Origin of the sequence: [Pantoea] beijingensis (assembly GCF_022647505.1) — a bacterium.
Classification (GTDB): Bacteria; Pseudomonadota; Gammaproteobacteria; order Enterobacterales; family Enterobacteriaceae; genus Erwinia; species Erwinia beijingensis.
This window is the reverse complement of record NZ_CP071409.1, coordinates 1243910-1260149: the sequence shown is the minus strand read 5'-3', so window position 1 is coordinate 1260149 and position 16240 is coordinate 1243910. Positions and strand designations below refer to the sequence as shown.

15 protein-coding genes and 6 tRNA genes are annotated in these 16240 nt (G+C 49.1%); 11 read left to right on the top strand and 10 right to left on the bottom strand.

Annotated elements, in window-relative coordinates; all coding sequences use genetic code 11:
- Nucleotide 1 precedes the first annotated feature (1 nt).
- The 3 genes from J1C60_RS05685 to J1C60_RS05675 all read right to left on the bottom strand — a co-directional run bounded on the left by J1C60_RS05685 (nucleotide 2) and on the right by J1C60_RS05675 (nucleotide 1425).
- A complete protein-coding gene (locus J1C60_RS05685; RefSeq protein ID WP_128178675.1) occupies nucleotides 2-991 on the bottom strand; it encodes an alpha/beta hydrolase in 990 nt (329 codons plus the stop codon).
- Between the two features lie 237 nt (nucleotides 992-1228).
- Nucleotides 1229-1304: transfer RNA gene (locus J1C60_RS05680), tRNA-Ala, on the bottom strand.
- Between the two features lie 45 nt (nucleotides 1305-1349).
- Nucleotides 1350-1425 (bottom strand) — tRNA-Ala (locus tag J1C60_RS05675).
- A 257-nt stretch (nucleotides 1426-1682) separates the two neighbouring features.
- On the opposite strand from J1C60_RS05675, the gene J1C60_RS05670 reads away from it, so the two are divergent.
- Nucleotides 1683-2036, top strand: coding sequence for a YfeC-like transcriptional regulator (locus J1C60_RS05670; protein ID WP_128178674.1), 354 nt, complete (start codon nucleotides 1683-1685; stop codon nucleotides 2034-2036).
- A 48-nt stretch (nucleotides 2037-2084) separates the two neighbouring features.
- Here J1C60_RS05670 and gltX read toward each other — a convergent pair whose 3' ends face one another.
- Complete coding sequence (gene gltX, locus J1C60_RS05665) at nucleotides 2085-3500, bottom strand: glutamate--tRNA ligase (RefSeq protein ID WP_164877294.1); 1416 nt, start codon at nucleotides 3498-3500, stop codon at nucleotides 2085-2087.
- Nucleotides 3501-3757: 257 nt separating this feature from the next.
- On the opposite strand from gltX, the gene J1C60_RS05660 reads away from it, so the two are divergent.
- The 4 genes from J1C60_RS05660 to J1C60_RS05645 all read left to right on the top strand — a co-directional run bounded on the left by J1C60_RS05660 (nucleotide 3758) and on the right by J1C60_RS05645 (nucleotide 4137).
- A tRNA-Val gene (locus tag J1C60_RS05660) sits at nucleotides 3758-3833 on the top strand.
- A 43-nt stretch (nucleotides 3834-3876) separates the two neighbouring features.
- Nucleotides 3877-3952: transfer RNA gene (locus tag J1C60_RS05655), tRNA-Val, on the top strand.
- 29 nt (nucleotides 3953-3981) lie between these two features.
- Nucleotides 3982-4057, top strand: a tRNA-Val gene (locus J1C60_RS05650).
- A 4-nt stretch (nucleotides 4058-4061) separates the two neighbouring features.
- A tRNA-Lys gene (locus J1C60_RS05645) sits at nucleotides 4062-4137 on the top strand.
- Between the two features lie 478 nt (nucleotides 4138-4615).
- Here J1C60_RS05645 and J1C60_RS05640 read toward each other — a convergent pair.
- Complete coding sequence (locus J1C60_RS05640) at nucleotides 4616-5536, bottom strand: LysR family transcriptional regulator (RefSeq protein WP_128179227.1); 921 nt, start codon at nucleotides 5534-5536, stop codon at nucleotides 4616-4618.
- Between the two features lie 97 nt (nucleotides 5537-5633).
- Here J1C60_RS05640 and J1C60_RS05635 point away from each other — a divergent pair, with 97 nt between their 5' ends.
- A complete protein-coding gene (locus J1C60_RS05635; RefSeq protein WP_128179226.1) occupies nucleotides 5634-6659 on the top strand; it encodes a bile acid:sodium symporter family protein in 1026 nt (341 codons plus the stop codon).
- A 26-nt stretch (nucleotides 6660-6685) separates the two neighbouring features.
- On the opposite strand, the gene J1C60_RS05630 is transcribed toward J1C60_RS05635, so the two are convergent.
- The 3 genes from J1C60_RS05630 to zipA form a co-directional block, all read right to left on the bottom strand.
- Nucleotides 6686-6904 carry a DUF3820 family protein gene (locus tag J1C60_RS05630; RefSeq protein WP_128179225.1) on the bottom strand — a complete coding sequence of 73 codons (219 nt, stop codon included), beginning with the start codon at nucleotides 6902-6904 and terminating at the stop codon, nucleotides 6686-6688.
- A 1-nt stretch (nucleotide 6905) separates the two neighbouring features.
- Entirely contained in the window at nucleotides 6906-8924 is a 2019-nt protein-coding gene (gene ligA / locus J1C60_RS05625) for an NAD-dependent DNA ligase LigA (RefSeq protein ID WP_128179224.1), read from the bottom strand.
- A gap of 89 nt (nucleotides 8925-9013) precedes the next feature.
- Entirely contained in the window at nucleotides 9014-9967 is a 954-nt protein-coding gene (gene zipA, locus J1C60_RS05620; protein ID WP_128179223.1) for a cell division protein ZipA, read from the bottom strand.
- A gap of 218 nt (nucleotides 9968-10185) precedes the next feature.
- Between zipA and cysZ the strand changes: the two genes are divergently transcribed.
- From cysZ to crr, 5 genes are all read left to right on the top strand, one after another.
- Nucleotides 10186-10968: a sulfate transporter CysZ gene (cysZ, locus tag J1C60_RS05615; RefSeq protein WP_128179222.1), complete on the top strand. Its 783-nt coding sequence runs from the start codon at nucleotides 10186-10188 to the stop codon at nucleotides 10966-10968.
- Between the two features lie 226 nt (nucleotides 10969-11194).
- Complete coding sequence (cysK, locus tag J1C60_RS05610) at nucleotides 11195-12166, top strand: cysteine synthase A (protein WP_128179221.1); 972 nt, start codon at nucleotides 11195-11197, stop codon at nucleotides 12164-12166.
- A gap of 392 nt (nucleotides 12167-12558) precedes the next feature.
- Entirely contained in the window at nucleotides 12559-12816 is a 258-nt protein-coding gene (ptsH, locus tag J1C60_RS05605; protein ID WP_128179220.1) for a phosphocarrier protein Hpr, read from the top strand.
- Between the two features lie 280 nt (nucleotides 12817-13096).
- On the top strand, nucleotides 13097-14824 hold the full coding sequence (gene ptsI, locus J1C60_RS05600) for a phosphoenolpyruvate-protein phosphotransferase PtsI (protein WP_128179219.1): 1728 nt from the start codon (nucleotides 13097-13099) through the stop codon (nucleotides 14822-14824).
- A 43-nt stretch (nucleotides 14825-14867) separates the two neighbouring features.
- On the top strand, nucleotides 14868-15371 hold the full coding sequence (gene crr / locus J1C60_RS05595) for a PTS glucose transporter subunit IIA (RefSeq protein WP_128179218.1): 504 nt from the start codon (nucleotides 14868-14870) through the stop codon (nucleotides 15369-15371).
- 103 nt (nucleotides 15372-15474) lie between these two features.
- On the opposite strand, the gene J1C60_RS05590 is transcribed toward crr, so the two are convergent.
- Both J1C60_RS05590 and J1C60_RS05585 read right to left on the bottom strand, forming a co-directional pair.
- On the bottom strand, nucleotides 15475-16047 hold the full coding sequence (locus tag J1C60_RS05590) for a disulfide bond formation protein B (RefSeq protein ID WP_128179217.1): 573 nt from the start codon (nucleotides 16045-16047) through the stop codon (nucleotides 15475-15477).
- A 10-nt stretch (nucleotides 16048-16057) separates the two neighbouring features.
- A complete protein-coding gene (locus J1C60_RS05585) occupies nucleotides 16058-16210 on the bottom strand; it encodes a DUF5993 family protein (RefSeq protein WP_229655819.1) in 153 nt (50 codons plus the stop codon).
- Nucleotides 16211-16240 lie beyond the last annotated feature (30 nt).

Below are 16240 nucleotides of genomic sequence, written 5' to 3'. Positions count from 1 at the left end.
TTTAGCGACCTTTCCCGACATGGTCACGAATAAATTGCCCGCTGTTAGTCAATGCGCGGGAGGCGTTTGGAATTGCCGCAGGAAAAAGTTGCCATTGGTGAATCATACCTGGCCACACTTCCACAGAAACCTGGACATCATCTCGTGTGGCTGCCTGAGCAATACGCAGCGTATCATCCAACAAAATTTCTCCATCACCAACCTGGAGTAACATCGGGGGAAGACCGTGCAAATCGGCAAACAACGGTGAGGCAGCCGGATCGCGAGGGTCGCTCCCTTTCAGATAAGCATGAGCGACCCGAAGTAACTCGCTACGATTGAGTATCGGGTCACGTGTGGCATTCGTCTTCATTGATTCACTGGAGGCTGTCAGATCGGTCACAGGGCTCATCACCACCAGCGCCGAAGGCATAGGACGCCCTGCATCGCGCAGATGTAACGCCAGCTCTAGCACCAGGGTTCCACCAACAGAATCCCCCGCTAATGCAATATTGGACGCTTTATAACCTTGCTTTAACAGCCATTCATAACTGGCTCGTGCATCATCAATTTGTGATGGATAGCCATATTGAGGTAATAGTCGATAATCTATCAGCAACACATCTGCGTTAGCCTGCCTTGCTAACGTGGCAGCCAGAGCCTGATGCGTTTTACTGGAGCCACGATAAAAACCACCGCCATGTAAATAAAGAATAACTTCCCGCTTAACGAAAGAGGGCTCTGCTGGTGAAATCCATTTTCCTGCAACACCACCCGCATCAGCATCCCGTACAACGACACCTTCCGGCAGTTCCCACTTTGACATCATTTTTTCAAAAGCGATCTTCCCTGCTTTATTGTGATGCCCCTGAGCGAACACTTGCTGATATTCCGCAGTGATTTTGTCAATCCCGGTGTTATCCACGATAACACCGGATTGTGCATAACCGCCCGTGCTGGAGAACAACAATATTAACAACAGATACTGTGGCTTTAACGACAGAAATTTCATGCCTGGATTAATCCTGTGTAATAACGATGGTAATAAAACAGAACGGCAAGATGCACGCTAGCGCCGATACATTACTCTGCGATACGTGAAGACCTTATGCCAGAAAGGCGTACTGCGGTATACAGTTGACGGGAAAAATATTTCACTGCAATTGAATCTATAATGTAAGGCGATAAGCTAACAGGGTATTCGGGGAAATCGGATTAATGAAGGACATCAATTGATGCTAAAGATGATTGGTGGAGATAAGCGGGATCGAACCGCTGACCTCTTGCATGCCATGCAAGCGCTCTCCCAGCTGAGCTATACCCCCACTACAGAACTGCATTTTTCAGTACCAAATCTCCTGGTGAAGATTTGGTGGAGCTAAGCGGGATCGAACCGCTGACCTCTTGCATGCCATGCAAGCGCTCTCCCAGCTGAGCTATAGCCCCAAACTGAAAAACCTTGTCTACTCGACGGACGGCATAATATGAAACCAACATAAGGGTGTCAACGGCAAATTAGTTTTCTGTGGTCAATCGCTGAAAAAGACGGCAATGATGATGGGATTGATAAAAAAACGACGTCGTTACATTGCGGATACAAAAAAATAGTTACGTTACGATTATCGATCGGCCTCAGATTAGTTATTCCTGTAGCGAATTATTGTAAGATGTTCTACTAATACATTCGTTACAGGGATTGAAACGTGAAAAAGGAATGGCTAACCCCGGAAGAGATGGCACAGGCTACTGGCTATACTCGCCAGACAATCAATAAATGGATTAAACGTGAGAACTGGACCACGGTGCCAAAGCCAGGTGTACAAGGCGGGAAAGCACGCATGGTGCATATTGATGAGCGCGTTAAAGATTTTCTGAAATCGACTTGTCAGGCTGCGGAACCCTCTGCCTCTTATTTGGTTAACAGTAATCCCCTCCCCAACTTATTGCTCAACGCTATTCAGCAGATGACGCCGCAAGAACAGGATAAACTTGTCACGTTATTAGTGCGCGAAGGGATTCAGGGATTACTTACCCGGCTGGATATCGGCAACGAGTAAAGAGAATAAACCGGAAGCGTATCGTTTCCGGTTTGTTTAGGTATCAGCTTAAACTTGCGCTTCGCGCTCAGCAATAAAGCTCAGCGCCTTCTCAATTCGAGCAACGGAACGTGCTTGTCCAATCGCCTGAACGGTGACATCCAGCCCCGGGGACTGACCCGCTCCCGTTACCGCAACACGCAGGGGCATTCCTACTTTCCCCATCCCCACCTCCAATTCATCAGCCGCAGACTGAATTGCCGTGTGGACGTTTTCTGCGGTCCAGTCACCAATTGCAGCTAATTTATCACGCACCACTTCCAGTGGCTGACGCGCAACCGGACGCAGGTGTTTCTTCGCTGCATCGGCATCAAATTCGTCAAAATCTTCGTAAAAATAGCGACATGACGCAGCCATTTCTTTCAGAGTTTTACAACGTTCACCCAGCAATTTTACCAGCTGCGCCAGCTCTGGCCCGGTACGCGTATCAATTTTTTCCTGCTCAATATGCCACTGCAGATGCGTTGCAACATATTCAGGCGCCAGTGAATTAATGTAATGGTGATTAAGCCATTGCAGCTTCTCAGTATTGAATGCGCTAGCTGATTTGCTGACCGCATCCAGATCGAACAGCTTTTTCATCTCGTCAATACTGAAGACTTCCTGATCGCCATGCGACCAGCCCAGACGCACCAAATAGTTGAGTAACGCCTCCGGCAAATAACCATCATCACGATACTGCATAACGCCAACCGCGCCATGCCGTTTAGACAGTTTCTTCCCATCGTCCCCTAAAATCATGGAAACGTGCGCATATACCGGCACGTCAGCGCCAATCGCTTTAAGGATATTAATTTGGCGCGGCGTATTGTTAATGTGATCCTCACCGCGGATGACATGGGTAATTTGCATATCCCAGTCGTCAATTACCACACAGAAGTTATAGGTTGGTGAACCATCGGTACGGCGAATGATCAAATCATCCAGCTCCTGATTGCTGAATTCGATCGGCCCACGGATCTGGTCGTCAAAAATGACAGAGCCTTCCTGCGGGTTCCGAAAACGCACCACAAATGGTTCATCAGCAGCATGGTGTGCATGACTATCGCGGCAGTGGCCGTCATAGCGCGGCTTTTCACCGTTTTCCATCTGGGTTTCACGGAGTTTTTCCAGACGCTCCTTAGAGCAGTAGCACTTATATGCGCTTCCTGCCTCTAACATCTCGTCGATAACGGCGTTATAGCGATCAAAACGTTTGGTCTGATAATAGGGGCCTTCATCCCAGTCCAGGCTCAGCCAGTTCATACCATCCATAATGGCGTCAATCGCTTGCTGAGTGGAACGCTCCAAATCGGTATCTTCAATACGCAGGACAAATTCACCACCATGATTGCGGGCAAATAGCCATGAATAGAGCGCGGTGCGAGCACCGCCAACATGCAGGTAGCCGGTTGGACTTGGAGCGAAGCGGGTTTTGATTTTCATTAAACAAGGCCTTATTACGCAGATGCTCTGGCAAATGCCAGCAGACACGAAAAGTGCGCTTATTCTATCATCTGATGCCGATTCCTCAACGCCATTACCCTGGACGTCAGCAGGATTTACCTGAATATCGCGTAATAAAACAGAGGTTTTGCCTAAAACGACAACATCCTGACTAAATTTAAGACGAACGATCATTTTCGTTTTAAAAAGCGTTGACTCACTTCGAAGGATCCCTATAATGCGACTCCACACAGCGGGGGTGATTAGCTCAGTTGGTAGAGCATCTCCTTTACACGGAGGGGGTCGGCGGTTCGAGCCCGTCATCACCCACCATATTTATGATGGCTTCGCAGTGTAAACATGCAGTTTGAGAAATGGGCGATTAGCTCAGTTGGTAGAGCATCTCCTTTACACGGAGGGGGTCGGCGGTTCGAGCCCGTCATCGCCCACCATTTCTTAGCGTGTTTTGTTGTACCGGGATGGGTGATTAGCTCAGTTGGTAGAGCATCTCCTTTACACGGAGGGGGTCGGCGGTTCGAGCCCGTCATCACCCACCATTCCGGGTCGTTAGCTCAGTTGGTAGAGCAGTTGACTTTTAATCAATTGGTCGCAGGTTCGAATCCTGCACGACCCACCAAATTCAGAAAAAGCACCCACTGGGTGCTTTTTTCGTTTCAGACACAAAAGTAAACCGTGCAGGGTTCGAACCTGCAGCAGGTCGACAAAATTGCGCAGCGATTTTGCCTGATGCTTTAGCATCACCCGAAGGGCGAGCCTCAGAATGAGGCGAAGGTCATCCTGCACGACCCACTAAATTCAGAAAAAGCACCCACTGGGTGCTTTTTTCGTTTCTTGCGTCAGGTGTCGTAGCTGTGGTGGATGCAGCGGCCTGGCTGCCTCAGGTTAAGTGCATTTATACCCTAAATAATTCGGGTTGCATCAAGACGGCGACGCAGCAGATTCTCGGGAGCTTACTGAAGTAAGTGACCGGGATAAGCGAGGCAAGCCAACGCAGAGGCAGCCTGAAGTATGACGGGTATATTCGCTCGCCAGCAGAATGGCGGCTTATTCTACTTTCGCAGGTGAACAACAAGGGGCACGCAGTCGCCCCGGCCCTAAAACTCCGGCTGACTCTCCCTTTGCTGAGTCAGCAACATCCCTTGCTGTTGCACTTCCTGCCAGATAGCCTCAGCGGCTGGCGAAAGAGAACGATTTTTCCGTCTGATTAGCATCAAAGTACGATTAATTTCCGGCAGGATACGCCTCACCATCAAAGGTCGCCCTTCAGGTAAAGGCAATGCCAACGCAGGTAAAATGCTGATGCCAATACCCGCTTCCACCATCGGAAAGAGCGTGGCTGGATGACCAATTTCCTGCACAATATCCACCCCAACCTTTTGAGTACGCAGCGCGTCGTCAATCAGCACCCGACTGCCCGACGCATAATCCTGCAGGACCATCGTACGTCCCTCCAGCATCTGCCAATGCATATCAGAGACCTTAGCCAACACATCATCCTGACGACACAATAGCAAAAATGGCTCATCCAAAATCGGCTGATACTCAAAATCAGAAGACTGCAGCGGTCCGATAACGATGCCAAAATCCACTTCTGCATTTCGAACGCTCTGTAACACCCACTGCTGAGGACGGTCACGCAGCACAACCTTAATATCAGGATAACGCTGTTGGCTGGCCGCGAGGCATTGTGGCATCAAATGCGCAGAAATGGTCTGGCTGGCCGCTATCCGTACGGTTCCGCTGCGCTGCTGGCCGTAACTTCGCACATCTAACAACGTGGTATTTAATTCCTCCAGCAACCGTTCCAGCCTCGTAGCCAACTGCTGTCCGGCTTCCGTGAGTAATACTTCCCGGGTGGTGCGGTCCAACAAGCGGATCCCCATTTCCGCTTCCAGTTCTTTAATGCTGTGGCTGACTGCTGACTGGCTCAGCCCAATCACCTGACCAGCATGGCTAAAACTTCCCTGTTGGGCCACTGCTACAAACACGCGAAGTTGACGGATAGTATAATTCATCGATTTTACTCATATATAAATTCAATAAATCAATTTTATTTCTAAACCCAAGCAGCGCACAATATCTCAATGATTTATTTAACCAGGCATTAACCTAATGGGTATTTTCCGCATTGATCCACTGATGTTGAAACTGATTATCACCGTGCTGCTGGCCAGTTTTATTCCGGCTCGCGGGGATTTTGTGGTTTTCTTTCACTGGCTAACGACCGCCGCTATCGCATTATTGTTTTTTATGCACGGTGCCAAACTCTCACGGGAAAAAATCATCGCAGGCAGCAGCCACTGGCGTTTGCATCTATGGGTAATGTGCAGCACCTTCGTGATTTTTCCCGCGATAGGCATGCTATTAGTCTGGTGGCACCCGATTGATATCGGTGCCGATATTTATACCGGCTTTATGTATCTCTGCATCCTGCCTGCAACTGTTCAATCCGCTATCGCGCTGACTTCACTGGCTGGCGGTAACGTTGCTGCTGCCATATGCAGCGCCTCGGCATCCAGTCTGCTAGGCGTTTTTATCTCCCCGCTGTTAGTTAGCCTGCTAATGCATGTGGACAGTAATGGTGCCAGCAGCAACCTTGAGCAAATCGGCAGTATCATGTTGCAGCTACTGCTGCCTTTCGTGTTAGGGCATCTTTCTCGCCGCTGGATCGGTACCTGGGTCGAGAAACATCGTGGATTAATTGGCAAAACCGATCAGGCATCGATTCTGCTCGTAGTCTACTCCGCATTTAGCGAAGCGGTGGTCAACGGTATCTGGCACCGGGTTGGTGGGGGTACGCTGCTGTTTATCGTGGTAGTGAGCATCGCGCTGGTACTGCTGGTGTTACTGATTAATGTGCTAGCCGCGCGCTTATTTGGCTTTAACCGGGCTGATGAAATTACCATCCTGTTTTGTGGCTCGAAAAAGAGCCTGGCAAATGGCGTACCGATGGCAAATATTCTGTTTCCTGCCTCCGCAGTAGGGATTATTGTCCTGCCATTAATGATCTTCCACCAGGTACAGTTGATGATTTGTTCTGTTATCGCCCAACGTTACAAGAAAAAAGGCGAAGCGGCGGCGACAGCACTCAACAGCACTGTACACAAAGATAAAACCGCAGTTCAGCCACAGAAATAATTAATGCGGCTCGCGCAAGCGAGCCGTCACGGATTGCGTTTTAACGGTTTAACTAATCCTTCAAGTCCTTCGATCTTGATCGCCAGCGTGATCGCCATCAGCTCTCCCAAATGACCGGCAGGAAATTCATCTTTCCGGGCGAACCACAATAAATAGGGTTCGGGCAGGTCAATCAGGCGACGCCCCTGGTATTTGCCAAAGGGCATGACGGTATTGGCGATCTCAATCAAGTTCTCTTTTTCCATTTCAGTTACCCAGCATTCGGATCATTTCAGCTTCATCAATGACCTCAATACCTAACTCCTGGGCCTTCGCCAGTTTGGAACCTGCAGCTTCGCCGGCAATCACCAGATCGGTTTTTTTCGAAACACTGCCACTGACTTTAGCGCCCAGGGCAACCAATCGCGCTTTGGCATCATCGCGGGACATTACCGTCAACGAACCGGTCAGCACAACGATCTTACCCGCAAAGGGGCTGTCAATCTCTTCGGGCTTGACAACCTCGACCACTGGCCAGTGGATACCATTTTCGCTAATCAACTGGCGGATCACCTCACGGTTGCTCTCTTCTTCCATAAAGTTACGTATATGCGTCGCCACCACGTTACCGACGTCAGGTACAGCAATTAACGCGTCCAAATCGGCAGCCATGATCGTTTCCAGCGTACCGAAGTAGGCTGCCAGGTTTGCCGCTGTCGCCTCGCCAACTTCACGTATCCCCAGCGCATAAAGAAAGCGCGCCAGCGTGGTTTGCTTCGCTTTATTTAGCGCATCAACCACATTCTGCGCGGATTTCGGTCCCATGCGATCGAGACCGGTTAGCACACCCGCACTGAGGCGAAACAGGTCAGCAGGCGTTTTGACGTACTCTTTTTCCACTAGCTGATCGATAATTTTGTCGCCCATACCATCAACATCCATGGCCCGACGTGAGACAAAATGCTTTAACGCCTCTTTACGCTGCGCGCCGCAAATCAGACCGCCGGTACAGCGTGCGACCGCTTCCCCTTCCACACGTTCGACATCGGAGCCGCAAACCGGGCAGTGATGAGGGAAAACGATTTCGCGCGCATCATCCGGCCGGTCAGACTCCACCACGCCAACCACCTGCGGGATAACATCCCCCGCCCGGCGGATAACCACGCGATCGCCAATATGTAATCCTAATCGCGCGATTTCATCTGCGTTATGCAGCGTCGCATTACTGACCAGCACCCCCGCGACTTGCACCGGTTCCAGCCGCGCAACCGGAGTAATAGCGCCGGTACGTCCGACCTGAAACTCCACGTCCCGCACCACTGTCATCTGCTCCTGTGCCGGGAACTTAAAGGCAATCGCCCAACGAGGAGCTCGCGCAACAAATCCAAGCTGTTCCTGCAAATCCTGTGAATCAACTTTAATGACCACTCCATCGATATCAAAGCCCAGCCGGGGTCGGTCGGCTTCAACCTGATGATAGAAAGCCAGTACTTCTTCTGCATTATGGCAAAGGCGAATGCGATCGCTGACGGGTAATCCCCACGCTTTGAATTGTTGCAAACGTCCCATGTGACTACGCGGCATTTCTCCCCCTTCCAGCAAGCCAAAGCCATAGCAGAAAAAGGTTAACGGACGCTTTGCCGTTATGCGGGGATCAAGCTGTCGCAGTGAACCCGCAGCAGCATTCCTCGGATTAGCAAACACTTTATTCCCTGTGCGCCTTGCCTCATCATTGAGCTTTTCAAAGCCGGCCTGGGGCATGAAGACTTCACCACGCACCTCAACGCGCGCAGGGATATTTTCTCCCTGCAAACGCAGCGGAATAGCCCGGATAGTACGCACATTGGCGGTAATATTCTCGCCCGTGGTACCATCACCACGGGTGGCGGCGCGAACCAGCTGCCCCTCCTCATAGAGCAAGCTGACCGCCAGACCATCCAATTTCAGCTCACAGCAGAAGGTAATTTCCGCGCTGCTTTTTAGCCGATCCTGAACACGCTTATTAAAGGCCAGATAGCTGGCTTCATCAAAAACATTATCCAGAGAGAGCATCGGTACTTCGTGGCGTACTTGCTCAAATGCCGCAAGCGGTGCCGCTCCAACACGTTGCGTCGGTGAGTCTTGTGTAATCAGATCGGGATGTTTCTCTTCAAGCTCACGTAGCTCGCCCATCAAGCGATCATACTCAGCATCCGGAACTTCCGGCGCATCCATAACATGATACAGATATTCATGGCGGCGAAGCGCAGTTCGCAAATGGGTAATTTTGTCTTGTACGGGATCCATAAGGCACCATCAAAGATAAAAAACCCCCGACAAGCGGGGGTTTCAGGAAAGTAGAGTCGGTTAGCCAGATTCGTTATCGGGTAAATCCCTTACGCATTGGCGTCAATCACATCGCGAATACGCGCTTTATACATTTCCAGCTTTTGCGGCGTCATCATACGACGCTCATCATCCAGCACCACGCCACCAACATCATCAGCAATACGCTGTGCTGATTGTAGCATCAGCTTAAAGTTTTGATGTGCATCGCCATAGGAAGGCACCATCATGAAAATAGAGACCCCAGGCGTTGAGAAATCAGCCATGTCATCAGGGTTAAACGATCCTGGCTTGACCATATTTGCCAAACTGAAGAGCACCGGACCGCTGCCCGCAGGATTCAAATGGCGATGGAAAATATTCATCTCACCAAACTGAAAGCCCGCCTGCAATACTCCCTGAAGCAGCGCGTCACCTTTGATGCTGCCACCAGCATGGGCCGAGACATGCAGCACTAAAACAGTCTCTTTACTGCGCTCTTTCGGCTTCTCTGTAACAACAGGCTCTGGTTGAGGTTCATCCTCTGGCTCATCATCTTCATCCAGCAGCGGATCGAATTGTGGTTCCGTTTTAACCTGCTGCGTATGCGGCTGGCGCGCGGGCACGGCGGGTTCAGGCTGTTTAACCTCATCCACATACACGGGCTCACCATCCAGCAAAGGATCCGGATCTGACGGAGCTTCGACAGGCTCAACGCGACGTGCCGGCTCAGACGGCTTCCGTGGCACAGGCTGCCTTAACGGTTCGTCATCCTCATCCGCAGCATCGAAACCGCCTAATGAAGGCTCATTATGCTGCGCCGGTGAACGACGCACACGCACTTCGCCGACGCCTTCATCTGCATCGGCTGGGTTATCTTCTCTATCCTGCTTTAAACGCTTGTGCGGGCGATCGCGAAAAACGGATGAACGCTCTTTACGGCTAGTCCACAGGCCGTGAAGAAGAAGCGCTATTATGGCGATCGCGCCAACAACGATTAATATCAGACGCAAATCCTGCATCATTGTATTCTCTGTTGTTCCAATACCTTGCCACCGCGGCAAACTTTATCCTCTAACTGTATTTGCCCAAGTACACAAGTGCAAGTCTGTGCAGTATTTTCTGACAAATTAGATAGCACCAGCACGGTTTTTTGCTGTTTTTTCAACCAACCGGACGTTAGTCAGAGGAAAAAGCTGCGTTATGATAGCGTTGAAAGCCCCCTAAAGGAGAAAAGCTGTACATGGCGATTGATAAAAAAGTTCCTTCATATAATGGTATCCACTATTTCAGCCAGGGATGGAAACTGATCCGCCTGCCGGGCATCAGACGTTTTGTTATTTTGCCGCTGCTGGTAAACATTCTGTTGATGGGAGGCGCGTTCATCTGGCTATTTAATCGACTGGGTAACTGGATCCCCGCATTAATGTCCCACATTCCTGGCTGGTTACAGTGGCTCAGCTATCTGCTATGGCCACTGACGATAATCTCCATTATCCTGGTGTTCAGCTATTTATTCTCCACCCTTGCCAACTGGATAGCCGCTCCCTTCTGCGGTCTGCTGGCAGAACAATTGGAAGCCAGGCTGACCGGTGTCCCCTTACCGGATAGTGGCTGGGTTGGCATACTGAAAGATATTCCACGCATCATGAAGCGTGAATGGCAAAAACTGGCCTGGTACCTTCCACGCGCGATTGGCCTGTTGCTACTCTATTTTATTCCCGGTTTTGGGCAAACGGTCGCCCCCGTGCTGTGGTTTCTGTTCAGCGCATGGATGTTATCCATTCAGTATTGCGATTATCCGTTTGATAACCACAAAGTAAGTTTTCAGCAAATGCGCCATGCACTACGACAGCACAAAGCCGACAATTTGCAGTTCGGTGCACTGGTGAGCCTGTTTACCATGATTCCTATTTTTAACCTGGCCATCATGCCGGTGGCGGTTTGCGGCGCAACAGCGATGTGGGTCGACCGCTATCGCACACCACAGAAAACCGTGAGTCCGGTAAGCAATAATAATGCATAATTGAAGTGACGCTTGCACAGTGGTGGAACCGTCATCGCTCCGCCACTGTACCCTCTCGATCCGACGTCATTCATGCCCGCAAACAAAGGTAAATTCTGCTTATATCTTTATCGTCAGAGCTTATTTCAATCAAACATATACATATACGATTTCTTTCCTTCCCTGAGGATTTTGAAAGGGTATGCTCTTTACGTTGCCAATATTTCATACAGTTAAAGGACGGGCTATGAGTAAGATCTACGAAGATAATTCTTTGACAATCGGCCATACACCACTTGTTCGCCTGAACCGCATCGGTAATGGCCGAATTCTGGTAAAAGTTGAATCACGCAATCCAAGTTTCAGCGTTAAATGTCGTATTGGTGCCAATATGATTTGGGACGCAGAAAAACGCGGTATCCTGAAACCCGGTATTGAACTGGTTGAACCCACCAGCGGTAACACAGGCATCGCACTGGCTTATGTCGCCGCTGCCCGCGGCTATAAGCTTACGCTCACCATGCCGGAAACCATGAGCGTTGAGCGGCGTAAATTGCTTAAAGCGCTCGGTGCTAATCTGATTTTGACTGAAGGCGCAAAAGGTATGAAGGGCGCCATCAATAAAGCAGAAGAAATTGTAGCCTCCAATCCGGATAAATTCGTATTACTGCAGCAGTTTAGTAATCCAGCCAACCCGGAAATCCATGAAAAAACTACCGGTCCGGAAATCTGGGAAGATACCGATGGCGAAGTGGATGTGTTTATCGCCGGAGTGGGTACGGGCGGCACGCTAACCGGTGTAAGCCGTTATATTAAAAACACCAAAGGGAAGAAGGATTTGGTGAGCGTAGCCGTAGAACCCATCGATTCGCCAGTTATCGCTCAGGCTCTTGCGGGTGAGGAAATCAAACCGGGTCCGCATAAAATCCAGGGTATTGGAGCAGGCTTTATCCCGGGCAACCTTGATTTAAAACTGATTGACCGCGTGGTGGCAATCAGCAATGAAGAATCTATCTCCACAGCCCGTCGACTAATGGAAGAAGAAGGCATTCTGGCCGGTATCTCCTCCGGTGCGGCCGTTGCGGCTGCCCTGAAGCTGCAGGAAGAAGAGGCTTTTGCCAACAAAAATATCGTGGTAATCCTCCCCTCTTCCGGCGAACGCTATCTGAGTACTGCACTATTTGCCGATCTTTTTACTGAAAAAGAACTGCAACAGTAGTGCCAACTATCCTGATTTGATTAAAAAAGCACCTTTAGTGGTGCTTTTTTGTGGCACACGTCAAACTTTTACCACCCTGCAGATTGATTTTACCCACGAGTGTCTGGTATTTAAGCTGCCAATTATTTCGATCCGCGAAATTAATAGCCGTATAATTGTATCAGGCTGAATCGATTTACTGGTTTGGCGCAACGGCACAAAGCGCGGCATAATGAGAGGTAGAGAAGCAAAGCGTTCACTTGATTTTTGCGACGCTGAATCTCATATCCTTAGATAGCGCATTTTTTGGCGAGTCTCGTACTTATACCAGCGCGACCGATACAGGCCAAAGTTCAGCCTCCAGGCTAAACTTTGTATCCACAACACCAAACCAATTAAGTTGGGGAAATATAATGTTCCAGCAAGAAGTGACTATTACCGCACCTAACGGTCTTCATACCCGCCCTGCAGCGCAATTCGTTAAAGAAGCTAAAGGTTTTGCCTCTGAAATCACCGTAACCTCTAACGGTAAATCTGCCAGCGCGAAAAGCCTGTTTAAACTGCAGACGCTGGGTCTAACTCAGGGTACTGTTGTCACGCTGTCCGCTGAAGGTGAAGATGAGCAGCAGGCCGTTGAGCACCTGGTTAAACTGATGGCAGAGCTCGAGTAAGCCATACGCTTACGAAAAAACTGTTTTATCAGGATAACTGAGTGCAGGCATTTTGATCGCGGACATTACGTCCGCGTTGTTGCATCAGTAAAGTACACTTTGTTGGGCACAGAGGCTATCCCAGTAGGTATTATTCGATATATCCTGGCAGAATGAAGCTGCGGAAGGCTCCGGGTAAGCAAACACAGCGACCGCAGAAGCAACGTCATGTATGACGGGTATAAGCCTAATGGGATAGACTCTTAGATTAATGAGCCATCTTTACTATAAAGGTAGGGTTATGATTTCAGGCATTTTAGCATCACCGGGTATCGCTTTCGGCAAAGCACTTCTGCTGAAGGAAGATGAAATCGTCATCAACCGGAAAAAGATTTCTGCCGATCAGGTTGAAAGCGAAATCCAGCGTTTCCTGGATGGTCGGAGTAAAGCGGCCGAACAGCTTGAAGCGATTAAAATTAAAGCAGGTGAAACCTTCGGCGAAGAGAAAGAAGCGATCTTCGAAGGCCATATTATGCTGCTGGAAGATGAAGAGCTCGAGCAGGAAATCATCGCCCTGATTAAAGACGATCTCGCTTCAGCTGACGCTGCTGCCCACTCAGTGATTGAAGGCCAGGCCAAGGCCCTTGAAGAACTGGATGACGAGTATCTGAAAGAGCGAGCAGCAGACGTTCGTGATATCGGAAAACGCCTGCTGCAAAATATCCTGGGCCTGCATATTGTTGATTTGAGCGCAATTACGGAAGAAGTGCTACTGGTTGCCAAAGACCTGACACCTTCAGAAACTGCACAGCTTAATCTGAATAAAGTGCTGGGTTTTATCACCGACTTGGGTGGCCGTACGTCACACACCTCAATCATGGCCCGCTCTCTTGAGTTGCCTGCAATTGTTGGCACCGGAGATATTACCCGTCAGGTAAAAAACGGCGACTACCTGATTCTGGATGGCGTTAACAATAAAATTTATGTTAATCCAACGGCTGATGTTATCGACGAATTGAAAGCGGTGCATACGCAGTATGTCACTGAGAAAAATGATTTAGCCAAGCTGAAAGATCTGCCTGCGATCACGCTGGATGGGCATCAGGTCGAGGTTTGCGCCAATATCGGCACCGTACGTGATATTGCCGGTGCAGAGCGCAACGGCGCGGAAGGCGTTGGTCTGTACCGTACCGAATTTCTGTTTATGGATCGCGATTCTCTGCCAACGGAAGAAGAACAGTTTCAGGCGTATAAAGCCGTGGCGGAAGGTATGGGTTCCCAGGCCGTTATCGTGCGTACCATGGATATCGGCGGTGATAAAGACCTGCCCTACATGAATCTGCCAAAAGAAGATAACCCTTTCCTTGGCTGGCGGGCGATCCGTATTGCAATGGATCGCAAAGAAATTTTGCATGCACAGCTGCGTGCTATTCTGCGGGCTTCCTCTTTCGGTAAGCTACGCATCATGTTCCCGATGATCATCTCAGTGGAAGAAGTTCGCCTGCTGAAAGCTGAGCTGGAACTGCTGAAAACACAGCTGCGTGACGAAGGCAAAGCCTTTGATGAAAGCATTGAAGTTGGCATCATGGTAGAAACACCAGCTTCAGCTGTCATTGCACACCATTTGGCAAAAGAGGTCGATTTCTTTAGTATTGGGACAAACGATCTGACACAGTATACTCTGGCAGTCGATCGCGGTAACGATCTGATTTCCCATCTCTATAACCCAATGGCACCTTCCGTTCTCACGCTGATTAAGCAGGTTATTGATGCTTCACATGCCGAAGGAAAATGGACAGGTATGTGTGGTGAGCTGGCAGGTGACGAACGTGCTACACTACTGTTATTGGGAATGGGGCTGGATGAATTCAGCATGAGTGCCATTTCTATTCCGCGCATCAAGAAAATTATACGTAATACGACTTTTGAAGATGCGAAGGCATTAGCAGAACAGGCTCTGACTCAACCAACAGCGGAAGAGTTAATGAACCTGGTGAACAAGTTCATTGAAGAAAAAACTCTCTGCTGATTCCGCGAGACACTGGCCCAATATTACTGCTTAGGAGAAGATCATGGGTTTGTTTTCTAAACTTTTTGGCGATAAATCAGCAAGCGCTTCGGGAACGATTGAGATCGTTGCGCCACTGTCAGGTGAAATCGTCAATATCGAAGACGTGCCAGACGTCGTGTTTGCTGAAAAGATTGTTGGTGACGGTATCGCCATCAAACCAGCAGGCAACAAGATGGTTGCGCCGGTCGATGGAACTATCGGTAAAATTTTCGAAACTAACCATGCTTTTTCTATCGAATCAGACAACGGCATTGAGCTGTTTGTTCACTTCGGTATCGACACGGTTGAACTGAAAGGCGAAGGCTTCAAACGCATCGCTGAAGAAGGCCAGAAAGTGAAGAAAGGCGACGTCGTAATCGAATTCGATTTAGCGCTGCTGGAAGAAAAAGCAAAATCCACGCTGACACCTGTGGTCATTTCCAATATGGATGAGATCAAGGAGCTGATTAAACTAACGGGTAGTGTAACCGTTGGTGAGACGCCGGTTATTCGCATCAAAAAATAAGCAATACCGACGATTTTGAAACGGCACCCCTTGGGTGCCGTTTTTATTTCTGCCAGGAAAATATAGCGACGTTGCCGATGTACATCAGGATGTTATAACGCCGTCACAGCATTTCCAGCAGCAGATATCTCACCGGATTATCCGCACATTGCCCACTCCCACATTCCAGTACGGTAGCCGCAAGGTTTGCGCCGAGTAATACGATAAAAAATAAGCTAACCGCTTTATTCCACATAGTGAATACCGGTAAGGTTATTGCGCTAAAATGCCAGTCACTGATTATCAATATGATGGCAACAGCAATAATGATAAGTATCGATGCAATGAGAGCCCATGTATAAAAATGCAGTCCAATAAAGGTAGAACCATATCCTGTGTCGCCTGGCAAAATATGCAAAAAAACCTGCCTGGCCGCAATTAAGCCGGTAACGACACCCCCTGCGATCACCATGCCATAATGCCTGATTTTAATATTCAGACAAATATTAAATAAAAATCCACAACCGGCTATGATAAGGCCGACGCGCTGCAGTAAACATAGCGGACATGGCAGCTCAAACTTTGCAAACTGATAATAAAAAGCAATAGTGAGGGCCACACTTATGCCTAAAAGCCCTACCGTATTTAATAATAAAACCACTTCATTCCCATGGGGTTTATGCGCAGAATTATCCATAATTCAGTCCTTAAAAAGATAGATTGAGTGGGCTTGTTGCATGGAATTTAAAAGAAAGGCATGTAACGATGAACAATATGACCCACAGCATATAACTCAATCTTTTTTTGCCTGATATCGCACTTAAAGCCGTGCCCAACGCCAGCAAAAAAGGTAAAAACATATACATAATAGAGCTCCTTGATGATGCGCC